Origin of the sequence: Micromonospora sp. NPDC049051 (assembly GCF_043197575.1) — a bacterium.
Taxonomy (GTDB): Bacteria; Actinomycetota; Actinomycetes; order Mycobacteriales; family Micromonosporaceae; genus Micromonospora.
The window spans coordinates 21,580-44,592 of sequence record NZ_JBICTL010000007.1 but is presented as its reverse complement, the minus strand read 5'-3'; the positions used below and the strand labels follow the sequence as shown (position 1 = coordinate 44,592).

The window sequence follows — 23,013 nt, the reverse complement described above, 5'->3', positions numbered from 1 at the left end:
ACTACCGCCATGCTGGCCGGGTAACGCCAGCGGGTGGTGGGTGTCGAGGAGATCCTGCGCCACGGCTACCAGGCCCTGGTCACCGCGGTGGAGGTCGCCGGGGCGACGGTCATCTTCGTCGGGGCGGCGTGGGCGGCGCTGCGGTTCGTGGTCGAAGGGCTGCGGCACCGCAGCGCCGCCGTGTTCACCCCGATCCGGCTCTCCCTGGGGCGGTTCCTCACGCTCGGGCTGGAGTTCCAGCTCGCGGCCGACATCCTGCGTACGGCGGTCTCGCCGACCTTCACCCAGATCGGCCAGCTGGCGGCGATCGCCGCGATCCGGACCGCACTGAACTACTTCCTGGGCCGGGAGATCCGCCAGGAGCAGCGGCAGATCAGCGCGGCGGAGCGCGGCAGGTGATCCGTGCCCTGGTCACCGCCGTCACGGCGGCCGCCGCCCTGGCCGGGCTGGCCGTGCTGCTCGGCACGGGTTCCTGGCGGTCGGCGATGCGGGTACTGCTGGACCTGCTCGTCGCCGCGGGCCTGTTGCGGCTGGCGAGCGGCCAGGGCTGGACGGAGCTGGCTGCGGCGGCGGCGATCGTCGGGCTGCGCCGGCTGCTCTGGGCCGCGCTCACCGCCGGCGGGCCGCCCGGCCCGGCCCGGCAGCCGTCGGCGCGGGCTCCGGACGCGACCCGCTGAACCACGGCGATCCGGCAGCGGTCCGCCACGGCCGACCGGGGCGACGGGCCGACGCCGACCGGGCGCGGTCCCGCCGCCGGCGCGGCCCACCGGCGGCGCGGCCCACCGGCGGCGCGGCGGTCCGCCACGCCTCGTGCGCCGCCGAGACAGCCGGCCCGGTCCGCCCTGCCCGCGCTGGTACCGGTCAGCCCTGCCCGCGCTGGTAGACGTCCGGCACGCCGTCGTGGTCGGCGTCGACCTGTTCCGCCTCGGCGATCCGCCGGTAGGCGGCGTTGCGCCGCCGCAGCACGACGGTGGCGAGCACCGCGGAGATCACCGAGCCGGCCAGCACGGCCGCCTTGACGTTGTCGTCGGCGGTGCTGCCCGGACCGAACGCGAGTTCGCCGATCAGCAGGGAGACGGTGAACCCGATCCCGGCGAGCAGCGCCACCCCGAGCAGGTCCGTCCAGGTGATGTCCTCGTCGAGCCGGGCCCGGGTGAACCGGGCGAGCAGGAAGGTCGAGCCGAAGATCCCGACGGCCTTGCCGAGCACCAGGCCCGCGACGACGCCGAGCACGATCGGGTCGGTGACGATCGCGCCCAGGTCGGCGCCCCGCAGCGAGACGCCGGCCGCGAAGAACGCGAAGACGGGCACGGCGAACCCGGCCGAGATCGGGCGCCAGCGGTGCTCCAGGTGCTCGGCGAGCCCGTGCGGGGAGCCGGTCCTGCCCCGCAGGACGGGCACGGTGAAGCCCAGCAGGACGCCCGCCACGGTGGCGTGCACCCCGGAGGCGTGCATGAGGGCCCAGGCGGTGACGGCGAGCGGGATCAGGGCCCACCACCAGGTCTTGCGCCGCTGCACGAGCAGGCCGAAGACGGCGATCGGGGCCAGGGAGGCGAGCAGCGGCAGCGGGCTGAAGTCGTCGGTGTAGAAGAACGCGATGACCGTGATGGCGAGCAGGTCGTCGACCACCGCGAGGGTGAGCAGGAAGGCGCGCAGGCCCTGCGGCAGGTGGGAGCCGATGACGGCGAGCACGGCCAGGGCGAAGGCGATGTCCGTCGCGGTGGGGATGGCCCAGCCCCGCAGCCCGTCGCCGCCGGCGGCGAGGTTCACCGCGAGGTAGATCAGGGCGGGCGCCACCATGCCGCCGACCGCCGCGACCACGGGCAGCACGGCGCGGCGGGGGTCGCGCAGCTCGCCCGCGACGAACTCCCGCTTGAGTTCCAGCCCGACGACGAAGAAGAAGATGGCCAGCAGGCCGTCGGCGGCCCAGGCGGTCAGGTCCAGGTCCAGGTGCAGGCCTGCGCCGCCCGGCCAGGGCACCCACGTGCTGAGGGCGGCGTAGGAGGACTCCCAGGGCGAGTTGGCCCAGGCGAGCGCGATCACCGCGCCGAGCAGCAGGAGGCCGCCGCCGACGGTCTCGGTCCGCAGCACGTCGGCCAGGAAACGGGCTTCCGGCCAGGACGTACGCGAGAAGAACCGGCGGTTCGGGGGCGACGGGTCGGCGTGCGGGGTGCGGTCGGTCATGCGGGGATCCACCTCGGGTCTCGGGCAGCACTGTGCGACGCCGACCAGGCTTCCCGGCACACCGCCCCCGACCCTATCCAGCTCTGCCCTGACCGGCGACTCCGGACGCCCGTCTGCGGGCCACTTCACGTCCGGTCGCTTCTCCCCGCCACCCGGGACGCCGTACGCCCGTTTGTCCGGTGGTGGGTCGGGCGCATATGTCAAGGGGTGAAAGTACGTAACTCGGGACATAAGGCGTATGAGTCGCTTTAATGGTTTCACGAGATTAAGTCGACCTTGGGGGTTTTCGTGAAGTTCTTTGGCGTTACCGGCCTGGTACGGAGGCCCGCCTGATGGACCTGTATCGCCAACTCCGCCTCGTGCGCCGGCACTGGTGGATCGTGCTCCTCACCGTCATGGTCGCGCTCGGCGTCACCGCACTCGTCACCGTCCGGGCGCAGCCCCGCTACGTGGCGTCGGTGACCTTCTTCGTCACCACGCCCAGCCAGGGCGTCACCGACGCCTACCAGGGCGGCCTCTTCCTCCAGCAGCGCGTGAAGTCCTACGCGGAACTGCTGACCAGCGACCGCCTCGCGCAGAGCGTGGTCGCCGAGAACCCGGTCGGGCTCACCGCCGAGGAGATCCAGCGTCGGGTCAGCACCTCCACCGAGACCGGCACCGTGCTGCTGCGCGCGTCGGTGACCGACACGGACCAGAACCGCGCGCTCAAGGTCGCCGAAGTGCTCTCCGCGAAGTTCGTCGAGCTGGTGCAGAAGGTGGAGACGACCCAGGACGGCAAGGCCGGCCCGATCCGCATCGAGGTGGTCAGCGGGCCCCGGGTCACCCCGACCCCCGTCTCGCCGCAGCCGGTCCGCAACGTCGCCGTCGGTACGCTGCTCGGCCTGCTCGCCGGCGTGGGCCTGGCGATCCTGCGGGGCGTCGCCGACGTCCGCCTGCGCGACGCCGCCGGCCTCCAGCGCACCACCGGCAGCCCGCTGCTCGGCGAGATCCCCTTCGAGAGCACCGCGAAGTCGGAGCCGTTGATCGTCGGCGAGGCGGCGAACTCCGCCCGGGCCGAGGCGGTCCGCAAGCTGCGTACCAACCTGCGCTTCGTCGACGTGCACGAGCCCGCGCGCGTCATCGCGGTCACCAGCGCCCTGCAGGGCGAGGGCAAGACCACGCTCTCCTGCAACCTGGCGATCGCCCTGGCCGAGGCCGGCTGGCGGGTGCTGCTGGTCGACGCCGACCTGCGCCGCCCGAAGGTCGCCGACTACCTGGGGCTCGACGCGGGCATCGGGCTGACCGACGTGCTGGTCGGCGACGTCCAGGTCGGCGACGTGGTGCAGCGCTGGGGCGACAAGTCCCTGCTGGTGCTCCCGAGCGGGTCGGCACCGCCCAACCCCAGCGAGCTGCTCGGCTCCAAGGCGATGGCGGACCTGCTGCTCGCCCTGCGGGAGTCCGCCGACATCGTCATCATCGACACCGCCCCGCTGCTGGCCGTGACCGACGGCGTGGTGGTGGCCGTGCAGGCCGACGGCGCGCTGCTGGTCTCCCAGCAGGGCCGCACCTCACGCAGCCAGGTGGCGCAGGCCGCCCGTGCCCTGAACTCGGTCTCCGTCCGGCTGCTCGGCTGCGTACTGAACATGGCCAAGGTGGCCAAGGCGGAGGCGTACCAGTACGAGGCCTACCGGGTGGTCGCCGCTACCGCGACCGCGGACGCGCCGGCCGGTTCGGCCCCGACCGCCCGGCACGCGGAGCGGATCGACGGCGTCGTCAGCGACCGTACGCAGGAACTCACCCGGCTGTCCCGATGAGCGCCGCGAGGGGTCGCATGGACCGTTCGATCTCCTCCGCGCAGCGTCGGAAGTCGGCGACGGTACCGCCGATCGGGTCCCGCAGGTCGTCCGCGTCCCCGGCGGCGGGTTGCAGCCGCCCCCGGGCGCGGGCGGCCGCCTCGACCGCCGCCCGCAGGGGGCCGCTGGCCGGATCCGTCGTGGGCTCGGCGGCCGCGGCCAGCCGGCCGAACTGCCGGAGGGTGAACGTCCGGTGCAGCGCGGCCGGCGCGAGCGCGGTGCAGACCGAGCGCTGGCGGCGCGTGGCCGTGAGCACCAGCGTCGCCCCGGCCAGGTACTCCGGGCGTAGTCGGCGGCTGCGGAAGTCGGCGGGGTCCCCGCCGGTCTCCGCCGCCAGGCCCGCCGCGTACGGGTGCATCGACAGGTCGTCGACGGCGTCGGTGCCGGCGCTGGCGACCGTCACCGCGAGCCCGGCCAGCAGGCGCCGGGCGATGTACTCGGCCATCGGTGAGCGGCACAGGTTGGCGTGGCAGACGAACAGCACCCGGTCGACCATGCGGACCCCTCTCGTCGGTGCCGTCGCGGGCGGTGGCGCCGGGACGGCGGCCGGCCGTCGGAACCGGCCGGACGTGGAGGGGTTGTCGGCATCGTACGCGCGCCGGCCGCGTCCACGTCACGGTGCCGCGCCGAGCCGCCCGGTCCGGACGGAGGCGCGCCGGTGAGGATCGGGATCCTGTCCTACCACTTCCCGCCCGAGCCGGCGTTCATCCCGGGCAGCCTCGCCGAGGAGCTCGCCGTCCGGGGGCACGAGGTGAAGGTGCTGACGGGCTTCCCCGACTATCCGGGCGGGCACGTCTACCCGGGCTGGCGGCAGCGCTGGCGGCACGAGACCCGCAGCGAGCGGCTGACCGTCCGGCGGATCCCGCGTTACTCGGCGGGCGACGGGTCGGTGCGCGGCCGGATGGCGGGCCACCTGTCGTTCGCCGGCAGCGCGGCGCTGGCCGGACGGTCGTTCCTGGCCGACGTCGACGCCCTCTACGTACACCTGCCGCCGGCGAACGCCTTCGCCGCGGCGGCCCTGCTCCGGCTGCTGGGCCGGGTGCCGACGGTCGTGCACGTGCAGGACGTCTGGGCGGAGGACGAGCCGGTCGGGGCCGAGAACGGGCGGTGGGCCGGGCGGATCGCCGCCGCGATGGCGCGTGCCTACCGGGCGGCCGACGGGATCGCGGTCGCCGCGCCGTCGCTGCGCGAGCGGGTGGTCGCGGCGGGCGCGGACCCCGCCCGGGTGCGGATGGTCCTCAACTGGACCGACGAGCGGATCTTCCACCCGGCCCGGCCCAGCCGGGCGGCCCACCGGCTGGTGCGGCGCGACGAGCGCTGCGTGGTGATGCACGCCGGCACCATCGGCGCCCGGCAGGGCCTGGAGACCGCGGTACGGGCGGCGGCGGCGCTGGAGCAGACGGTGGACCTCGTCCTGGTGGGCTCGGGCGCGGACGAGCGGCGGGTGCGGGGGCTCGCCGACGACCTGCGTGCCGAGAACGTGCGTTTCGTCGAGCGGCGGTCTCCGGCCGACATGCCGGAGCTGTACGCCGCCGCCGACTACCAGCTCGTCATGCTGCGGGACCTGCCCGAGCTGCGCAGCACCCTGCCGGCGAAGCTCCAGGCGGCGTTCTCCTGCGCCGCTCCGGTGGTGGCCTCCGCCGGCGGCGACACCGCCGAGCTGGTGGAGCGGGCCCGGGCGGGGCTCTCCTGCCCACCGGAGGACTGGGCGAGCCTGGCGGACCGGTTCTGGCTGGCGGCCACCATTCCGCCGCCCGCCCGGGCCGACATGGGCCGGCGCGGCCGGGAGGCGTACCTGCGGGAGATGTCCATGTCGGCGGGCGTGGACCGGATCGAGCGGCTGCTGTACGAGGCGGCCGCGGGGACCTCGAAGCCCGGATGAGCGGTGAGCGGGGCTCGCGTACCGGTCAACAGCGTCATCTCCGGGTGAGAACGATCGTTAGCAGTAGGAACAGCAGCGGAACGGGTCCGCCCGCCGCTGCCCAGGAAGGACGTGTGGTGTGACCGAGAGCGCGAGACGGCGTCGGCGGCGTGGCCGTTCCCGCCGCCGGCGGCAGGTGCGCCGGGCCCTGCTCGCCACCCTCGTGGTGGGTTCGCTGCTGCTGCTCACCGGCGGCTGGGTGGGCTTCCGGGGCTGGCAGGCCCGCGCCCACCTGCTCAACGCCGCCGGCCTGGCCCGGGAACTCAGCGCCCAGGTGCTCGGGGGCGACACCGCCAAGGCGCAGCGCACCCTCGCGGCGTTGCAGGAGCAGTCCGGCAGCGCCCGGTCGGCGACCGGTGACCCCGGCTGGTGGATCGGTCGGCACACCCCGTACGCGGGGGACAACCTGGCGGCGGTCCGGCAGATCGCGGTGGCCGTGGACGACCTGGCCCGGCAGGCGTTCCCGCCGCTGCTGCGCGCCGACCTGACCAGCCTGGTGCCGGCGGGCGGACGGCTGGACGTGGACCGGCTGCGGGCCCTGTCGGCTGAGCTGAACGCGGTCGACGCCACGGTCCAGGGCGCCCGGGACAGCCTCGCGGCGGTCCCCACCGACGGACTGGTCGGACAGGTCCGGCAGGCGCTCACCGACCTGCGGGGCGAGATCGACCGGCTGGCGGGCCTGACCGCCGCCGCGGGGCAGGCCACCCGACTGCTCCCGCCGCTGCTGGGCGCCGACGGTCCCCGCGACTACCTCGTCGTCTCCCAGAACCCCGCCGAGCTGCGTGCCACCGGCGGCATGATCGGCGCGTACGCCGTCATCCACGCGGCCGACGGCCGGGTCAGGATGGGCAAGCAGGGCACCAGCAGCGCGCTGGGCCTGTTCCAGCCACCGCTGAAGGTGCCCGCGGAGGTACGCAGACTCTGGGCCGACCTGCCCGGCACCTACCCGGCCGACGTCAACCTCACCCCGCACTTCCCGACCGCCGCCGCCCTCTACCGCGAGATGTTCCGGCGGCGTACCGGGACCACGGTGGACGGCGTGCTCGCCGTCGACCCGGTCGTGCTGTCGTACCTGCTCAAGGCGACCGGCCCGGTGATGGTGCCCGGCGGCGTCCCGCTGGCGGCCGAGAAGGTCGTGCAGACGGTGCTCAGCGACAGCTACCAGCGGATGGACAACGAGAAGCAGGACGCCTTCTTCGCCGCCTCCGCCGCCGCCGTGTTCGACGCGTTGGTCACGAAGGAAGTAGACCCGAAGGCTTTATTGTCCTCATTTGACCGTGCTGTCACGGAACGGCGGATATTGTTCTGGAGTGCCCGACCGGAAGAGCAGCGGACGATCGGCGACAGCCGGATGGCCGGGGCGCTTCCGGAGAAGGACACCGTGCCCACGGTCGGCGTGTTCCTCAACGACGGCAGTGGCGCGAAGCTCGGCTACTACCTCCGGCCGTCGGCGACCCTCACGGTTGGCGACTGCCGGCCCGACGGCCGCCGGGAGCTCCGGCTCCGGGTCACCCTGCGTTCGTCGGCGCCGAAATCGGGTCTCAGCAAGTCGGTCCTCGGCCTCGGTCTGGCCGGTGACCCGTACACCGTCCGCACGTTGGTGTCGGTGCACAGCCCGGCCGGTGGGGCGGTGCTCGCCGCCCGGCTGGACGGCGCCGAGACGGCGGTGGGCAGCGGCACCGAGCGGCGACGCCAGGTGACCACGGCCAACGTCGAGGTAGGCCCGGGGGACGCTCGCACGCTGGAGGTCACCGTCCTGACGGCGACCACCGGTGTCGGCACCGCCGAGCTGTGGCTGACCCCCACCGCCACTCCATGGACCACCCAAGTTGTTTCCGCACCAAGCTGTGATCAGTAGGAGGGAACCAATCATGCGGCTATCCCGCATCATCATGGCGCTCACGGTCGGCCTGGCCGTGCTGGCCGCGCCGACCGCAGCGGGGGCGGCGCAGCCGCAGCCGGCGCCCGGCACCGGAACGCCACAGCCACCGGTCTACCCGCCGGGCGGCACCCCGACACTCACGGTGATCCCGCCGACCGTCGTGGTCGGCCAGACCGCCACCCTGATCGGCCGAGGCTGGAAGTCGGGCGAGACGGTGATCATCACCGTCAGCACGTCTCCGCTCGCCGCCGCCGTACCGGGCGCCGACCAGGCGCGCCGCAGCAACGGCGAGATGGTCGCGATGGCGCCCGTCTCGTTCCAGCGGGCGCCCCAGCCGAACCCCAGGACCCTGGAGGTGACGGCTGACGACAACGGCTACTTCCGCACCACCTACACGCCGCGCCACCACGGCACCTACACCTTCCGCGCCGAGGGCCAGACGCCACCGCGGCAGGTGGCCACCGCGACGCTGACCGTGCTCAAGAAGCACACGCCGGGGCTGCCCGTCACGGGCGACAGCCTGAGCACCCCGATGAAGTTCGGCGGCGGCCTCGTCGGCGCCGGCGCGGTGCTCCTGCTGCTGTCGCTGGTCTGGCGCAAGCGCCACCGGTTCGGCATGGGAGCCGCGCGCTGACGGTGAAACTCTCCCCGGGCAGGGCCCGGACACCGCAGAGGGCTGGCGCCCGTCGGACACCTCCGACGGGCGCCAGCCCGCGTCGTCGTGGTCGACCCCGATGCCGCCGGCCGTCCGGGGATGCGTGGCCGGCAGGCGGGAGCATGGCACCATGGCGGTGTCCTCCGCCGCCCGGTGGTCGGGACAGGACATCGATGGAGTCGGTATGACAGGACTGGCCGGCGCGCCGGTGCCGGGGCTGGCACCTCTGTGGACGCACGACCCCGTCACCGCCGGCCCCTACCGGCTGGTGGGCCGGCTGGGTGCGGGCGGTCAGGGAGTGGTCTACCTCGGCGAGGACGACCAGGGCCACCAGGTGGCGGTCAAAATGATCAACATCGACCTGAGTGACCCCCGGGCCCGCTCGCAGTTCATGAAGGAGATCGCCGCGGCCCGCCGCGTCGTCCCGTTCTGCACCGCGCAGGTGCTCTTCGCCGACGTGGACGGCGAACGGCCCTATGTGGTCAGCGAGTTCATCGAGGGCCCGACCCTCTACCGGCGCGTCCGCGAGAACGGCCCGGTCGCCGGCAACGCGCTGCACCGGCTCGCCGTCGGCACCGCCACCGCGCTCGCCGCGATCCACCGCTGCGACGTCGTGCACTGTGACCTCAAGCCCGAGAACGTGGTGCTCGGCCGGGACGGCCCGAGGGTGATCGACTTCGGCATCGCCCGCGCCCTGGGCGTCACCGAGACGGTGACCAGCCAGGTGATGGGGACCGCCGCGTACATGGCCCCGGAGCGGTTCCGCAACGACTCGGTCGGGCCACCCTGCGACGTCTTCGCCTGGGCCGCCACCATCGCCTTCGCCGCCGGCGGCCGGCCGCCGTTCGGCACCGACTCGCTCTTCGCGGTGATGCACCGGGTGCTGAACGAGCCGCCCGACCTGCCGCCGCTGCCGTCGGGTCTGGACGAGCTGGTCCGGCAGTGCCTGGCCAAGGATCCGGCCGAGCGGCCGGAGGCCGAGCAGGTGCTGATGCGGCTGCTCGGGCAGGTCGGGGACGCCGGCCCGCTGCGCCGCGAGACCGTGCTCCAGTTGGGCAACGAGACCGCCGGCGCGTCGACGCCGAACCAGCCGCTCCCGTTGCCCCGCGCGGGCCAGGACCCGCCGGTTGCGGCGGCGGGGCCCGGACCGACGCTGCCGGCGACATCGCCCGTGTCGCTGTCCCGGCCCGTGTCTCCGTCTCAGCCCGTGGCGCCGTCTCAGCCCGTCTCGCCGTCGGCGGACGGGCCGGAGCCGGCGGCACCGCCACTCGACGGGCCGGCGGCACCGCACCGCTCTGCCGCCGTCGGGGGTGCGGTCGCCCCGCCGTCCGAACCGGCGGGCGGCGGCTGGGGGCGGCGGCTGCGCCGCGAGTCCGTCGACGCCGGGGGCGTCTCGATCGCGATCTTCCTCGGCTCGGTCGGCGCCGCCGCCGGATACGTCGCGTCGAGCGCGGTGGACGTGGCCGCGGCGACCGGTGCGATCGCCTTCGTCGTGGTCTACGTTGTCCGGTTGCTGGTGGCGGCGGCGCTCGGCGGCCGGTCCGACCACTCCTGACGGTGGATCGGGAGTTCCGGTCGTCCGGCCGGTGCCCGTCGTCACGGGCGGTCAGGCCGCCAAGCGGTCAGACCCGCCACTGGCGGCGGGCACGGGGCCTGGCACCGCCGGTGGCGTCGCAGCGATAGGTTGACTGCCATCAGTCGCCCCGCCGAGGAGGACGTCCCATGGCCCCAGCCCCGTCGCGCGCACGACAGTGGTTGCCCTACACCGCCGCCGTCACCGCCGGGCTGGTGGTCATCGCCGGGGCGTTCGTGCTCGTGAGGCAACGGGACGCGGGCACCGACCGGCCCCGGGCCGACTGCGCCGTCCGCCTGGACGTCAACTCCTCGACCGAGAAGGCGGCGTTGCTGGTCGAGCTGGCCGAGCGGTACAACGACAGCGGCCGGTCGCTCGACGACGGCGGCTGCGCCCAGGTGCACGTCAGTGCCCTGAACTCCGGCAAGGCCGCCGAGACGCTGGCCGCCGGCTGGCGCGGCACCGGGCTGCCCGAGCCGCAGGTCTGGCTGCCGACGTCGAGCCTCTGGACCGGTCAGCTCCAGCTGCTCGACCGGGCCGCCGGGCGGGCGCCGCAGACCCCGGACCAGTACCCGTCGATCGCCAACAGCCCGCTGGTCATCGCCATGCCGCAGCCCAAGGGCGAGCTGGTACGCCAGCGCGGGCCGATGGGCTGGGGGGAGGTCCTCGGCCTCTCGGGGCGGCAGGGCTGGGCGGGCTTCGGCCGACCGGAGTGGGGTCGCTTCACGTTCGGCAAGGACAACCCGAACCTCTCCACCTCGGGGTTGGCGGCGACGATCGCCACCTACTACGCCGCCGCGAACCGCTCCAGCGACCTGACCCGCGCCGACCTGTCGGACCCGAAGGTGACCCGGTTCGTCCGGCAGATCGAGGCCAACGTGTCGCACTACAGCGACGACTCGGTGGACCTGCTGCGCGACCTCGCCGAGGCCGACCTGGCCGGTGGGGGCGCCGGCACCGGCGACATGAGCGCCATCGTGATGCAGGAGGAGCTGGTCCACCTCTACAACGAGGGCGGGCTGAGCCCTCGGCAGGAGGGCCAGGAACGGGGCACCCGGCCGAAGGTTCCGCTGGTCGCCGTCCACCCGAAGGAGGGCACCTTCAACCTGGACCACCCGTTCGTGGTGCTGCCGTCCGCCGACGAACGTCAGCGCGTGGCGGCGGCCGACTTCCTGAAGTTCCTGACCGAGGACACCCAGCAGGAGAGCTTCGCCCGCCTCGGCTTCCGTGACCACGAGCGGCGGGCCTCGGCGCAGCTGCTCGCCAGCGTCGGCGCCGAGCCCGCCGGCGGGTTGACCTACTTCGCGCCGCCGAACCCGGCGGTGGTCGAGGCGATGCTGGACGGCTGGAGCACGCTGCGCAAGAAGGCCAACATCCTGATCGCGCTGGACACGTCCGGATCGATGGAGGCACCCGTCGGCGACCGCACCCGCTTCCAGGTCGCCTCGGCGGCGGCGGCGAAGGGGCTCGCGCTGCTCAACTCCGAGGACCGGGTCGGGCTCTGGTCGTTCTCCTCCGAGACGTCGAAGCGGCCCAACGGCCCGTACCGGGAGGAGGTCCGGCTCGGCGAGTTCGACCAGAAACGGATCACCAGCCGGATCGCCGGCCTGCACGTCGCGGGCGACACCGCGCTCTACGCGACGGTCCGCGCCGCCCACCGGGAGGTGCTCGACCGCTACGACCCGCAGCGGATCAACGCCGTCGTCGTGCTGACCGACGGCAAGAACGAGTACAGCCGGGACAACGACCTGGCCCGGCTGCTCGCCGACGTCACCCTCGACCCGAAGCGCCCGGTCAAGGTCTTCTGCATCGCCTTCGACCGGGAGTCCGACTTCGCCACCCTGGACCGCATCGCCAAGGCGTCGGCGGGCAAGGCGTTCGACGCCACCGACCCCGCCATGATCGACGAGGCGTTCGTGAAGCTGGTCAGCAGCTTCTGAACCTGCCGGGGCCGGGCGACGCGACGGACCGCGTCGCCCGGTCAGATCACGCCGTGCGCCAGCATCGCCTCGGCCACCCGGCGGAACCCGTCGATGTTCGCCCCGGCCACGTAGTCGCCGGGCAGCCCGTACTCCTCCGCGGTGCTCCAGCAGCGGTCGTGGATGTCCCGCATGATCTCGCGCAGCCGCTGCTCCGACTCGGCGAACGTCCACGACTCCCGGCTGGCGTTCTGCTGCATCTCGAGCGCGCTCACCGCCACGCCGCCGGCGTTGGCCGCCTTGCCCGGCGCGAACCGCACCCCGGCCCGGCCGAGGATGCGTACCGCTTCGGGCGTGGTGGGCATGTTCGCGCCCTCCACCACCGCGACGCAGCCGCCGGCGGCGAGCGCCGCGGCCTCCGCGCCGCCGATCTCGTTCTGCGTCGCGCACGGCAGCGCCAGCTCGCAGGGCACCTCCCAGACGGTACGACCGGAGACCGCCACCGCGTGCGGCACGTGCCGGGCGTAGTCGTCGAGCCGGGCCCGGCGCTGCTCCTTCAGCTCCCTGAGCAGCTCCAGGTCGATGCCCTTGTCGTCGAGCACGTAACCGGACGAGTCGGAGCAGGCGACCACCCGCCCGCCGAGCTGGTGCACCTTCTCGATCGCGTAGATCGCCACGTTGCCGGAGCCGGAGACCACCACCCGCTTGCCCTCCAGGCTGTCCCCGGCCTGCCGGAGCATCTCGTCGGCGAAGAAGACCGCCCCGTAGCCGGTCGCCTCGCGGCGCACCTGCGCGCCCCCGTACGCCAGGCCCTTGCCGGTGAACACCCCCGACTCGTAACGGTTGGTGATCCGCTTGTACTGGCCGAACAGGTAGCCGATCTCGCGGCCGCCCACGCCGATGTCCCCGGCCGGCACGTCGGTCTCCGCGCCGATGTGCCGGTACAGCTCGGTCATGAAGCTCTGGCAGAACCGCATGACCTCCCGGTCCGAGCGCCCCTTCGGGTCGAAGTCCGAGCCGCCCTTGCCGCCACCGATCGACAGCCCGGTCAGCGCGTTCTTGAAGATCTGCTCGAAGCCGAGGAACTTCACGATCCCGAGGTAGACCGACGGGTGGAAGCGCAGCCCGCCCTTGAACGGGCCGAGCGCGCTGTTGAACTCCACCCGGAAGCCCCGGTTGACCTGGATCCGGCCGCGGTCGTCCTCCCACGGCACGCGGAAGATGACCTGCCGCTCCGGCTCGCAGATCCGCTCGATGATCTGCGCCTCGCTGTACTCGGGGTGTCGGGCCAGCGCCGGGCCGATGCTCTCCAGCACCTCGCGTACCGCCTGGTGGAACTCAGGCTCACCCGGATTGCGGGCGACCACGCTGGTGAACACCGTCTCCACGGTTTCCGGCATACCGACACGTCCCTTCGTTTGCGCTGGTAGCCCTGTTGCTATCACCCATGCCGGCTTACCCGCCAACTGTCCCGCGATACGGACCGTGACCCTGGTCCGGTTCACTGGTCCCGTGGACGACACGATCTGGGACGCGGTGCGGGCCTCGCGCGGCTGGTTGGACGCCGCCAACGGCACCGGAGAGACCGAAATGACCTGCCGGATCCTCAAACTCACCGAGGAGGCGGGGGAGGCGGCGGGTGCCTGGATCGGCCTGCTCGGCCAGAACCCGCGCAAGGGGGTCACGCACAGCCGGGAGGACGTGGCGGCGGAGCTGGCGGACGTGGCGTTCACCGCGCTGGTCGCGATCGAGAGCCTCGGGCTGGACGCCCGTGCCGTGCTCGACGCGTGCGCCGGGAAGGTCCGTGCCCGCGTCGGGCCGCCGCCGGACTGAGCCGGCCCCGCCCGCCGACCACGCGTCGTCCGCCCGCCGGCGGCCCGTCGTGGCGTCACAGACCGTGACGCCGGTCACCCACCACCGGTTCGCGCAGCGCTGCCCCGGAGCGCGCGGAGAACGGGTCGCGGCGGGCGGCCACTGCCCGTCGGGTCTCCTCGGCGACGAGATCGGCGTTGATCTGGGCCGCGACGACCACGCCGGCCGCCGCGGCGGCACCGACCTGGGCCGCCGGGTCCGTGACGTTGCCCGCCACCCACACCCCGGGCACGTCGGTGCGGCCCGTCGGGTCGGCGGGGACGTGCTCGCCGACCCCCGCCGGGTGTTCGGTCGCCGTGAGCCCGAGGGCCGCGAGGAAACCCGCGCGCGCCACCATCCGGGACGACACGACCAGCGCGGCGCGGCCGACCACCGTGCCGTCGCCCAGCCGTACGCCCACGAGGCGGTCCCCGACGACCTCCAGGGCGGCGACCTCGCCGTCGACCACGCGGATCTCCCGGGCCGCCAGCTGTTCCTCCTGCTCGTCGGAGAGCGCCATGGTGTGCCGGAAGTACGTGACGTCGGCGCTCAACTGCCGGAACAGCAGTGCCTGGTGCACCGAGAACGGCCCGCTGGCCAGTACGCCGATGGCCCGGTCGCGGACCTCCCACCCGTGGCAGTACGGGCAGTGCAGCACGTCGGTGCCCCACCGCTCCCGTAGCCCCGGGACGTCCGGCAGCTCGTCCACCAGCCCGGTGGCCACCAGCAGCCGCCGCGCCCGCACCGTCCGGCCGTCGACCAGCGTGACCGTGAACCCGCCGTCGTGGCGGTTCGCGGCGGCGACCTCGCCGGTGACCACCGTCCCGCCGTAGCCGCGTACCTCCGCCCGGCCGCGTTCCAGCAGCTCGGCCGGGCGGATCCCCTCCCGGGCCAGCAGCCCGTGCACCCCCTCGGCCGGGGCGTTGCGCGGAGCGCCCGCGTCGGTCACCACCACCGAGCGTCGCGCCCGGGCCAGGGTCAGCGCCCCGCTCAACCCCGCCGCGCCACCGCCGATCACCACCACGTCGTAGCCGTCATCCAGCCGATCGGTCACTGTGACCACCTCCCGCGACCACCCTGCGGTCGCGGCGGGCGTGGTGGCAAACATTGTTGCCGAAGTGGCAAGATGGCGGCATGGGCGACGAACTGGACCAGACGCTCGGCGCGGTCGGGCCCCGGCTGCGCGCGCTGCGCCGGCAGCGGGAGACCACCCTCGCCGACCTGTCGGCGGCGACCGGCATCTCGGTGAGCACGCTGTCGCGGCTGGAGTCCGGTGTCCGCCGGCCGACCCTCGAACTGCTGCTCCCGCTGGCCAGGGCGCACGGCGTCACGCTCGACGAACTCGTCGACGCCCCCTCCACCGGGGATCCGCGCATCCACCTGCGCCCGGTCACCCGCCACGGGATGACCATGCTGCCGCTGACCCGCCGGCCCGGCGGCATCCAGGCGTACAAGCTGGTGATCCCGGGCGGCGACCGCAGGGCGGAGCCCGATCCGCAGACCCACGAGGGCTACGAGTGGCTCTACGTGCTCAACGGGCGGCTGCGGGTCGTCCTCGGCGACCAGGACCTCGTGCTGACGCCGGGGGAGGCGGCGGAGTTCGACACCCGCGTACCGCACTGGTTCGGGTCGGCCGACGCCGAGCCGGTGGAGTTCCTCAGCCTCTTCGGCCGACAGGGCGAACGCGCCCACCTGCGTGCCCGCCCCAGAGCCGAACCCTGACCCCCCTCGCGCCTTCCGCGCGCCCCGCCCCCCGATCCTCGGGGGTGCGGGCGGGGCGGCGGGGGAGCGGGGGCGGACGGAAGGATGAGGGGATGAGTGAGGTACGGGTGTGGGGCGAGCAGACGGGGGTCGTCGCACTCCCCAGCGGGGCGCGGGTGCGGGGACGACGCATCGCGGACGAGGCGTCACCCGCCGACTTCGCCCTGCTGCTGGCGCCCGGGCCGACGCCAGCCTGGCCGCACCGGCGGATCCGGTGGCCCGACTTCTGGGTTCCCGTCGACCGGGCGGACGCGATCGACGCCCTGACCGAGGCCCTGCGCCGCGCCCACGACGGCGAACGCGTCGAGGTGGCCTGCCGGGGCGGCACCGGGCGTACGGGCACGGCGCTGGCGGCGTTGGCGATCCTCGACGGGCTGCCGCCCGAGCGGGCGGTGGACTGGGTACGCGCCACCTACCGGCCGCGGGCCGTGGAGACGCCCTGGCAGCGTCGCTGGCTGCGCCGCCTCACCTGACCCGCCGCCACCTGGCACCCGCAGTCGGCGGTGCCCGGCCGGTGCGGCGGCTCAGCGGGAGACGTACTCGCGCAGGTGCCGGGCGGTCAGCGTGTCGCCGTGGGCGACCAGATCGGCCGGCGTGCCGGTGAAGACGATCCGGCCACCGTCGTGTCCCGCCCCCGGGCCGAGGTCGATCAGCCAGTCGGCGTGCGCCATGACCGCCTGGTGGTGCTCGATGACGACGACGGTGTTGCCGGCGTCGACCAGCCGGTCCAGCAGGGCCAGCAGTTGGTCCACGTCGGCCAGGTGCAGGCCGGTGGTCGGCTCGTCGAGCACGTACGTGTTCCCGCGTTCGGCCATCCGGATGGCCAGCTTGAGTCGCTGCCGCTCGCCGCCGGAGAGCGTGTTGAGCGGCTGGCCCAGGGTGAGGTAGCCGAGCCCGACGTCGACCAGCCGGTCCAGGATCGCCCGGGCGGCGCCGCCGGAGAAGAAGTCCCGCGCCTCGGTGGCCGGCATCGCGAGCACCTCGCTGATGTTCTTCCCGCGCAGCCGGTAGGTCAGCACCTCGTCGGTGAAGCGCCGCCCCTCGCAGCGCTCGCAGACCGAGGCGACACCGGCCATCATCGCCAGGTCGGTGTAGACGAGGCCGATGCCCTTGCAGGTCGGGCAGGCCCCCTCGGAGTTGGCGCTGAACAGCGCGGCCTTGACCCCGTTGGCCTTGGCGAAGGCGGTGCGGATCGGGTCCAGCAGGCCGGTGTAGGTGGCCGGGTTGCTGCGCCGGGAGCCCCGGATCGGCGACTGGTCGACGACCACCACGCCGTCGCGGCGGTGCAGCGAACCGTGGATGAGCGAGCTCTTGCCCGAGCCGGCCACCCCGGTGACCACGGTCAGCACCCCGAGTGGGACGTCGACGTCGACGTGGCGCAGGTTGTGCAGGTCGGCGCCGCGGATCGGCAACTGGCCGGACGGCCGGCGTACGTGCTCGCGCAGGCGTACCCGATGGTCGAGGTGCCGGCCGGTGAGGGTGTCGGAGCGGCGCAGGCCGGCGACGTCACCGGTGAAGCAGATCCGGCCGCCGGCCGTGCCGGCCCCGGGCCCGAGGTCGACCACGTGGTCGGCGATGGCGATCGTCTCGGGCTTGTGCTCCACGACGAGCACCGTGTTGCCCTTGTCGCGCAGCCGCAGCAGCAGGTCGTTCATCCGGGCGATGTCGTGCGGGTGCAGGCCGACGGTCGGTTCGTCGAAGACGTACGTGACGTCGGAGAGGCTGGAGCCGAGGTGCCGGACCATCTTCACCCGTTGCGCCTCGCCGCCGGAGAGCGTGGCGGACTCGCGGTCCAGGCTGAGGTAGCCCAGGCCGATCTCGACCAGCGAGTCGAGCAGGTCGCGCAGGTTGCCGACCAGCGGGGCGACCGACGGGTCGTCGATCGCGCGGACGAAGCCGGCCAGGTCGCTGATCTGCATCGCCGAGCACTCCGCGATGTTGCGCCCGGCGATCCGGGCCGACAGCGCCGCCTGGTTGAGCCGGGCCCCGCCGCAGTCGGCGCAGGTGGCGAAGGTGACCGCCCGGTCGACGAAGGCGCGGATGTGCGCCTGCATCGACTCCCGGTCCTTGCTCAGGTAGAGCCGGCGGACCTTGACGATCAGGCCCTCGTACGTCCAGTTGTTGCCGCCCACCTTGATCTTCGTGGCCGGCTTGTGGAGGAAGTCCTCCCACTGCTGCGGCGTGAAGTCCTGGAGCTTGGTGTCGGGGTCGAACAGCCCGGAGTGGACGATGTTCTGCCAGTACCACGAGTCGACGGCGAAGTTCGGCACCTTGATCGCGCCGTCGTTGAGCGAGCGCTCCACGTCGACCAACTCACCGACGTCGAGGTCGGAGACCCGCCCGAGCCCCTCGCAGGTCGGGCACATGCCCTCGGCCAGGTTGAAGCTGAACGCGCCGGCCCCACCGACGTACGGGGTGCCGAGCCGGCTGAAGACGATCCGCAGCATCGCGTACGCGTCGGTGGCGGTGCCGACGGTGGAGCGCGAGTTCGCGCCCATCCGCTCCTGGTCGACGACGATGGCCGCGCTCAGGTTGCGTAGCGAGTCGACGTCGGGGCGGCTCAGGTTCGGCATGAACGACTGGAGGAAGGCGCTGTAGGTCTCGTTGATCATGCGCTGCGACTCGGCGGCGATGGTTCCGAAGACCAGGGACGACTTGCCGGAGCCGGAGACGCCGGTGAAGACGGTCAGCCGGCGCTTGGGGATGTCGACCGAGACGGAGGCGAGGTTGTTCTCCCGGGCGCCGCGTACCTCGATCATGTCGTGGCTGTCGGCGGCGGACCGTGCTGGCTGCTGCATGCGAACCCTTCGCGAGATCGTGGGCGCAGTTCCGCCCGAGGTGCATCTACGGTGGCCAGGCCGCCTTCAATCGTCTCATTGGAGCTCCCGTGGAGGGTTTTGCCTCATTGGGCTGGGATGACTGCCCGAAGCAGGGCTGAAAGTCTCAAACCACGTGGAGTCGGCTAGGGTGGCCGGGTGGGGGATTCGGGAGCGCGGGCCGGACGGTGGCGGGGGGCGCAGGTCGCGGCGACCGCCGGCATCTCCGTCCAGCAGGTGCGCAACTACGTCGACCTCGGCGTGCTGCCGCCGGTCGAGCGCACCCCCGCCGGGTACCGCGTCTTCACCGACGAGCACGTGCGGGCGCTCGCGGTGGTCCGGCGGCTGGCCGAGGGGCACGGCTGGGCGCGTACCCGGGAGATCATGGTCGCGGTGCACCGGGGCGACCTGGCGGCGGCGCTGGCGACGCTCGACGCCGGCCACGCCGAGCTGGACCGGGAGCGGGCCGACATCCGGCGGGTGCTCGGCGCCTTCGAGACCGTGGTGGCCAGCCCGGCCGCCGTCCTGCCGGCGCCCCGGCGCGGGGCGCGCATCGGCGAGGTCGCCGACCTGGTCGGCGTCCGCACCTCGAAGCTGCGGCTGTGGGAGCAGCGCGGCCTGCTCCGGCCGGTCCGCGAGCGCGGCACCGGCTACCGGGTGTACGACGCGGCCGAGGTGCGCGCCGCGCAGGTCGTCGCGCTGCTGCGCCGGGGGGCGTACCCGTTCGACATCGTCGCGGCCGTGCTGGCCGAGATGCGTACCACCGGCAGCGCCCAGCGGGTCCACGCTGAGCTGGGCAGGCGGGAGCAGGAGCTGCACGGGCGCAGCCTGCGGCGGCTGCGCGCCTCGGCGGCCCTGTACGACTACCTGCGCCACCTCGACCCGGCCCTGCCGGGGTGACTCAGCGCAGCACCAGCAGGTCGAGGTGGTCGACGACCGGGCCGGTGACCGCGTCGGCGGCGGCGGCCCGGAGCCGGGCCAGGCCGGCGGCGTACTCCTCATCGGTGATCAACTGGAGCGGGGTGTGGGCCCGGCGGTCGAGACGCTCGGCGACCTCGGCCAGCGACGCCGCCGTGGTCTGCGCGACGGGCTCGACCGTGCTGACGGTGAACCCGGCCGCGGCGAACGTCGCGCGTACCCGCGCCAGGCCGGGGTAGGTGTCGAGGACCCGTACGGCCTCGGGGAACCAGCGGAACAGCGTGATCCGGTGGTGCCGGCCGGGGAACGGCGAGCGGATCAGCACGGGGGCGCCCGGCCGGAGCACCCGGCGCAGCTCGCGCGCCGCGGCGTCGAGGTCGGTGACGTGGTGGATCATGGTGGACAGCCACGCCGCGTCCGCCGTGCCGTCGCGCAGCGGCAGCGCCACGGCGTCGCCGGCGAGTAGCGGCCGGTGGGTGGCGCGCGACCGCATCGCCCCGGCGGGCTCCACGCCCACCACCCGGACGCCGAACCAGTCGGTGAAGGCGGTGGCCCAGGCGCCGGTGCCGGCTCCGACGTCGAGCACGGTGGCGCCGGGGCGCGGGCGCAGGTGCTGCTGCACGGCGTGCCGCCACCGCTCCAGGCCGCTGCGCGGCAGTTCCCGGGTCGCGGCGAAGGCCGCCGCGTCGGTGTCGTCGTACGGGATCAGCGCCACGGCCATCACCTCGCCACCGTCGCCGGGAGGTCCGGGCGATCGTCCCCCGGTTCTAGTCGGCGCGGCAGGCGGGAGGCAACGGCTTGTGAGCCATCCGACGCGGGCGGCCCGCGCCGGCACGGTCAGAGCGTCACCGCCGCCAGCACCAGCAGGGCGCACGCCGTCTCGACCAACCCCACCCGTACCGGCGCGACCCGGCGTCCGGCGAGCAACAGCGCTCGGGCGAGCAGCAGCGCGAAGACGACGGCGACCGGCACCGACGCCCAGAGCAGCGCGGCGACGGCGGCGACGACGTGGTACGCCCACGACACCCACCGGTACCGGACGTTGTCCCGCTCCCGGATCATCGTCTTGACGTGCAGGACGCTCCCGACCAGGTAGCCCAGCACCACCACCGTCACCCCGGCCACGCTGGTCCACGGCATCCCGGCGACCGTGGCGACCACGGGACCGAGCAGCCCGCACTGCGCCACGAAGGCCAGGTCGTTGCCGAACGCCCGGTCCCGGCGCCGGCGCGCGTAACCGGCGTTGACAGCGGCGAGGACCGCGTAGAGCGGGGCGTAGGCCAGGATCGCGGGCCGGGCCACCAGCACCGGCGCGGCCAGCGCGACCGTGGCGAGGCCGTACCCGACGAGCTGCGGCCGTACCCGGCGCAACCGCCCGGTCTTGACCGCCTGCAACCCGAAGTACGACAGCGGGTACGCGGCGAACGCGGCTCCGAGCAGGGGCAGGTGCAGCGGGTGCGGGCCGGTGGCGGTCAACGCCGCCAGGACGGGCAGCAGGAGCATCGCCCACGCTCCGTGCTGTGGCGGCACCCACCCCGGCGACCGGCCCCGGGGACGACCGGAGGTGCCCGTCGTGGGCCGCCCGGCCGGGCCGGCTACCGGGCGGCGACGGTGGGCCGGGACGGTGGTCACGGCCGTGGCGTCACGGTGAGCAGGACGGCGGCGTCGGTGACGGCGTGCAGCGCGTGCCGCAGCGGCGGGATGACCACGAGGTCGCCGGCATCGCCCTCCCAGGACTCGTCACCGGCGACCAGACGTACCCGACCCACGAGCACCTGCAGCGTCGCCTCACCCGGGCTGTCGTGCTCGTCGAGAGACCGGCCGCCCCGCAGGGCCAGCAGGGTCTGCCGCAGCCGACGGTCCCGGCCCGCGTGCAGGGAACGGGCACTGCGTCCGCTGGCGGCCTCCCGGGCGGCGTCGAGCTGCTCGTCGGCGAAACGGGTCAGCGAGAGGGCTTCCATGGTCGTCCCTTCGTCGGTGTCGTCCGGCCCGCGCTGCGGGGTCGTCGCCGTGGACGGCTTCCGCCGCGCAAACCGGAAGATCGTCTACCGCTTTCAGTTCCCAGCTTCCGTCCCGGTGCTGCCCGGCGGCAGGGCCGTTGGTCCCGAAGCCGCCGTGGCCCGTGCCGCAGCCGTCCGGGCGGGGGTGAGCGACGCAGTGCCGGGGGCCTTTCCGACCCCCGGGCCTGGCGAACCCGGCCCGCACCCCGAACCGGGCCGACTAGGGTGCGGGACATGAAGGTTCGGCTGCTGGCGGCCACGGCGGCCGCCGCCCTCCTCGGCGCCGGCGCACCTGTCCCCGCCGCCGGTCCCGCCGCCTCCGCGCCGGCCACGCCCGCCCCGGTTCCGGCGGCACCCGTCCCGGTCGCGCCCGGCTCGGTGCAGGCCGTGCCCGGCTCCGCTCGGGTCGCGCCCGGTGCCGCCGCGCCCGGTGCCGCCGGGTCCGGCGTGGCCACGCCCGTGACCGGCGTCGTGCCCCCCGCACCCTGCCCGAAGGCGTCCGCGCCGCCGGTGTCGCGGCCACCGCGCCCGTCGCCGCCACCGGCAGTGCCGCAGGAGCGGGCCGTGGGCGGCCCCGCGCTGGACACCGCCGGCCTGGTCGTCCCGGCGGGGGCCGCCCGCCCGCCGGCGGTCACCGCGACCTCGTGGCTGGTCGCCGACCTGGACAGCGGTCAGGTGCTGGGCGGCTGCGGGCCGCACGAGTACGGCACCCCGGCCAGCGTGCAGAAGCTGCTGCTGGCGGCCACCATGCTGCCCCGGCTCGACCCGCAGCAGGTCGTCACCGTCACCGACGGGGACATGGACATCGAACCGGGCTCCTCGGCCGTCGGCCTCGTCGCCGGCGGACGGTACCGGATCGAGACCGTCTGGCTCGGGCTGCTGCTGCAGTCCGGCAACGAGGCGGCCAACGTGCTGGCCCGCCTCGGCGGCGGGTCGGGCGGGATGGCCGGCGGCGTACGGGCGATGAACGAGGAGGCGCACCGCCTCGGCGCCCTCCAGACGCACGCGGTCACCCCCTCCGGGCTCGACGGACGGGGCCAGTTCACCAGCGCGTACGACCTGGCGCTGATCGCCCGGGCCTGCTTCGCCGACCCGACGTTCCGCCGGTACGCGCTGACCGAGACGCACCGCATTCCCGCCCAGCCGGCGCAGCGGACCAAGGGCTTCGAGATCCAGAACGAGAACCAGCTCGTCCATCGCTACCCGGGCGCGCTCGGCGGCAAGACCGGCTTCACCGACCTGGCCCGGCACACCTACGTCGGGGCGGCCCAGCGGGACGGGCGGCGGCTCGTGGTCACACTGCTCGGCGCCGAGCCGCAGCCGGCCCGGGGCTGGGAGCAGGGTGCCGCCCTGCTCGACTGGGGCTTCTCGCTGCCCCGCGGGTCCGCCGTCGGCCGACTGGTCGAGCCGGGGGAGCTGACCGCGTCGGCGACCCCCTCGCCGCCCCCGCTCGCCGCCTCCGGCGTCCCGCGTCCGGCCGCGGCCAGCGGTCCGTTCGGGGGCGGGCTGATCGCGCGCTGGCCGGTTGCCGCGGCCGTGGCGGCGGCGGTCGCGCTGCTGGGGACCGCGCTGCTCTGGCGTCGGCGCGTGGCACGGGGCCGGTAGGACGGGCGCTGCCCGACGCGCAGGCGGGGCGGATCGACAACCGACGACGGGATCCATAGACTCCGGTCTTTCTGGCGTCGTCAGTCCAGGGAGGAT

21 protein-coding genes are annotated in these 23,013 nt (G+C 74.2%); 13 read left to right on the top strand and 8 right to left on the bottom strand.

All coding sequences use genetic code 11. The features are described 5' to 3' along the window. The first annotated feature begins 33 nt into the window (after window positions 1-33). Together ACGFIR_RS26410 and ACGFIR_RS26405 are read left to right on the top strand one after the other, a co-directional pair. Window positions 34-399, top strand: a complete 366-nt coding sequence (locus ACGFIR_RS26410) for a DUF1622 domain-containing protein (protein ID WP_393007154.1) — start codon at window positions 34-36, stop codon at window positions 397-399. Continuing rightward, window positions 396-677: a hypothetical protein gene (locus tag ACGFIR_RS26405; protein ID WP_393007156.1), complete on the top strand. Its 282-nt coding sequence runs from the start codon at window positions 396-398 to the stop codon at window positions 675-677. Before ACGFIR_RS26410 ends, ACGFIR_RS26405 begins: the two co-directional genes overlap by 4 nt. Before the next feature lie 184 nt (window positions 678-861). Here ACGFIR_RS26405 and nhaA read toward each other — a convergent pair whose 3' ends face one another. Next, entirely contained in the window at window positions 862-2,184 is a 1,323-nt protein-coding gene (gene nhaA, locus ACGFIR_RS26400) for a Na+/H+ antiporter NhaA (protein ID WP_393007158.1), read from the bottom strand. Between the two features lie 332 nt (window positions 2,185-2,516). On the opposite strand from nhaA, the gene ACGFIR_RS26395 reads away from it, so the two are divergent. Then, window positions 2,517-3,977 (top strand): polysaccharide biosynthesis tyrosine autokinase, encoded by a 1,461-nt coding sequence (locus tag ACGFIR_RS26395; protein ID WP_393007160.1) that lies wholly within the window; start codon window positions 2,517-2,519, stop codon window positions 3,975-3,977. Here ACGFIR_RS26395 and ACGFIR_RS26390 read toward each other — a convergent pair. Next, window positions 3,958-4,512, bottom strand: coding sequence for a low molecular weight phosphatase family protein (locus ACGFIR_RS26390; RefSeq protein WP_393007162.1), 555 nt, complete (start codon window positions 4,510-4,512; stop codon window positions 3,958-3,960). The genes ACGFIR_RS26395 and ACGFIR_RS26390 overlap by 20 nt on opposite strands. A 162-nt stretch (window positions 4,513-4,674) precedes the next feature. Here ACGFIR_RS26390 and ACGFIR_RS26385 point away from each other — a divergent pair, with 162 nt between their 5' ends. From ACGFIR_RS26385 to ACGFIR_RS26365, 5 genes are all read left to right on the top strand, one after another. Next, window positions 4,675-5,898 (top strand): glycosyltransferase family 4 protein, encoded by a 1,224-nt coding sequence (locus ACGFIR_RS26385; protein WP_393147788.1) that lies wholly within the window; start codon window positions 4,675-4,677, stop codon window positions 5,896-5,898. Window positions 5,899-6,016: 118 nt separating this feature from the next. Beyond that, window positions 6,017-7,795, top strand: coding sequence for a DUF4012 domain-containing protein (locus ACGFIR_RS26380; protein ID WP_393147786.1), 1,779 nt, complete (start codon window positions 6,017-6,019; stop codon window positions 7,793-7,795). A gap of 13 nt (window positions 7,796-7,808) precedes the next feature. Continuing rightward, complete coding sequence (locus tag ACGFIR_RS26375; protein WP_393147784.1) at window positions 7,809-8,453, top strand: hypothetical protein; 645 nt, start codon at window positions 7,809-7,811, stop codon at window positions 8,451-8,453. Window positions 8,454-8,658: 205 nt separating this feature from the next. After that, the gene (locus tag ACGFIR_RS26370) at window positions 8,659-10,029 is read left to right on the top strand and encodes a protein kinase (RefSeq protein ID WP_393147782.1); all 1,371 of its coding nucleotides are present in this window, start codon (window positions 8,659-8,661) and stop codon (window positions 10,027-10,029) included. 167 nt (window positions 10,030-10,196) lie between these two features. After that, window positions 10,197-11,987 carry an extracellular solute-binding protein gene (locus ACGFIR_RS26365; RefSeq protein WP_393147780.1) on the top strand — a complete coding sequence of 597 codons (1,791 nt, stop codon included), beginning with the start codon at window positions 10,197-10,199 and terminating at the stop codon, window positions 11,985-11,987. A 41-nt stretch (window positions 11,988-12,028) separates the two neighbouring features. Here ACGFIR_RS26365 and gdhA read toward each other — a convergent pair whose 3' ends face one another. After that, complete coding sequence (gdhA, locus tag ACGFIR_RS26360) at window positions 12,029-13,366, bottom strand: NADP-specific glutamate dehydrogenase (protein ID WP_393007174.1); 1,338 nt, start codon at window positions 13,364-13,366, stop codon at window positions 12,029-12,031. Window positions 13,367-13,478: 112 nt separating this feature from the next. On the opposite strand from gdhA, the gene ACGFIR_RS26355 reads away from it, so the two are divergent. Then, window positions 13,479-13,799 carry a MazG-like family protein gene (locus ACGFIR_RS26355; protein ID WP_393147778.1) on the top strand — a complete coding sequence of 107 codons (321 nt, stop codon included), beginning with the start codon at window positions 13,479-13,481 and terminating at the stop codon, window positions 13,797-13,799. A gap of 55 nt (window positions 13,800-13,854) precedes the next feature. Here ACGFIR_RS26355 and ACGFIR_RS26350 read toward each other — a convergent pair whose 3' ends face one another. Further along, window positions 13,855-14,871 (bottom strand): NAD(P)/FAD-dependent oxidoreductase, encoded by a 1,017-nt coding sequence (locus tag ACGFIR_RS26350; protein WP_393147776.1) that lies wholly within the window; start codon window positions 14,869-14,871, stop codon window positions 13,855-13,857. A gap of 80 nt (window positions 14,872-14,951) precedes the next feature. Here ACGFIR_RS26350 and ACGFIR_RS26345 point away from each other — a divergent pair, with 80 nt between their 5' ends. Together ACGFIR_RS26345 and ACGFIR_RS26340 are read left to right on the top strand one after the other, a co-directional pair. After that, window positions 14,952-15,539, top strand: coding sequence for a helix-turn-helix domain-containing protein (locus ACGFIR_RS26345; RefSeq protein ID WP_393007178.1), 588 nt, complete (start codon window positions 14,952-14,954; stop codon window positions 15,537-15,539). A gap of 92 nt (window positions 15,540-15,631) precedes the next feature. Beyond that, window positions 15,632-16,051 (top strand): protein-tyrosine phosphatase family protein, encoded by a 420-nt coding sequence (locus ACGFIR_RS26340; RefSeq protein WP_393007180.1) that lies wholly within the window; start codon window positions 15,632-15,634, stop codon window positions 16,049-16,051. Between the two features lie 51 nt (window positions 16,052-16,102). Here the strand turns inward: ACGFIR_RS26340 and ACGFIR_RS26335 are convergent, their stop codons facing one another. Next, on the bottom strand, window positions 16,103-18,376 hold the full coding sequence (locus ACGFIR_RS26335; RefSeq protein ID WP_393147774.1) for an ATP-binding cassette domain-containing protein: 2,274 nt from the start codon (window positions 18,374-18,376) through the stop codon (window positions 16,103-16,105). A 177-nt stretch (window positions 18,377-18,553) separates the two neighbouring features. Between ACGFIR_RS26335 and ACGFIR_RS26330 the strand changes: the two genes are divergently transcribed. Then, the gene (locus ACGFIR_RS26330) at window positions 18,554-19,294 is read left to right on the top strand and encodes a MerR family transcriptional regulator (protein ID WP_393007184.1); all 741 of its coding nucleotides are present in this window, start codon (window positions 18,554-18,556) and stop codon (window positions 19,292-19,294) included. Between the two features lies 1 nt (window position 19,295). Here ACGFIR_RS26330 and ACGFIR_RS26325 read toward each other — a convergent pair whose 3' ends face one another. From ACGFIR_RS26325 to ACGFIR_RS26315, 3 genes are all read right to left on the bottom strand, one after another. Beyond that, on the bottom strand, window positions 19,296-20,027 hold the full coding sequence (locus ACGFIR_RS26325) for a class I SAM-dependent methyltransferase (protein ID WP_393007186.1): 732 nt from the start codon (window positions 20,025-20,027) through the stop codon (window positions 19,296-19,298). 122 nt (window positions 20,028-20,149) lie between these two features. After that, window positions 20,150-20,944 (bottom strand): YwiC-like family protein, encoded by a 795-nt coding sequence (locus ACGFIR_RS26320; protein WP_393007188.1) that lies wholly within the window; start codon window positions 20,942-20,944, stop codon window positions 20,150-20,152. Beyond that, window positions 20,941-21,273: a cupin domain-containing protein gene (locus ACGFIR_RS26315; protein ID WP_393007190.1), complete on the bottom strand. Its 333-nt coding sequence runs from the start codon at window positions 21,271-21,273 to the stop codon at window positions 20,941-20,943. The genes ACGFIR_RS26320 and ACGFIR_RS26315 overlap by 4 nt, the downstream gene beginning before the upstream one ends. Before the next feature lie 273 nt (window positions 21,274-21,546). Between ACGFIR_RS26315 and ACGFIR_RS26310 the strand changes: the two genes are divergently transcribed. Continuing rightward, window positions 21,547-22,917: a D-alanyl-D-alanine carboxypeptidase family protein gene (locus ACGFIR_RS26310; protein WP_393007192.1), complete on the top strand. Its 1,371-nt coding sequence runs from the start codon at window positions 21,547-21,549 to the stop codon at window positions 22,915-22,917. The last annotated feature ends 96 nt before the right edge of the window (window positions 22,918-23,013 follow it).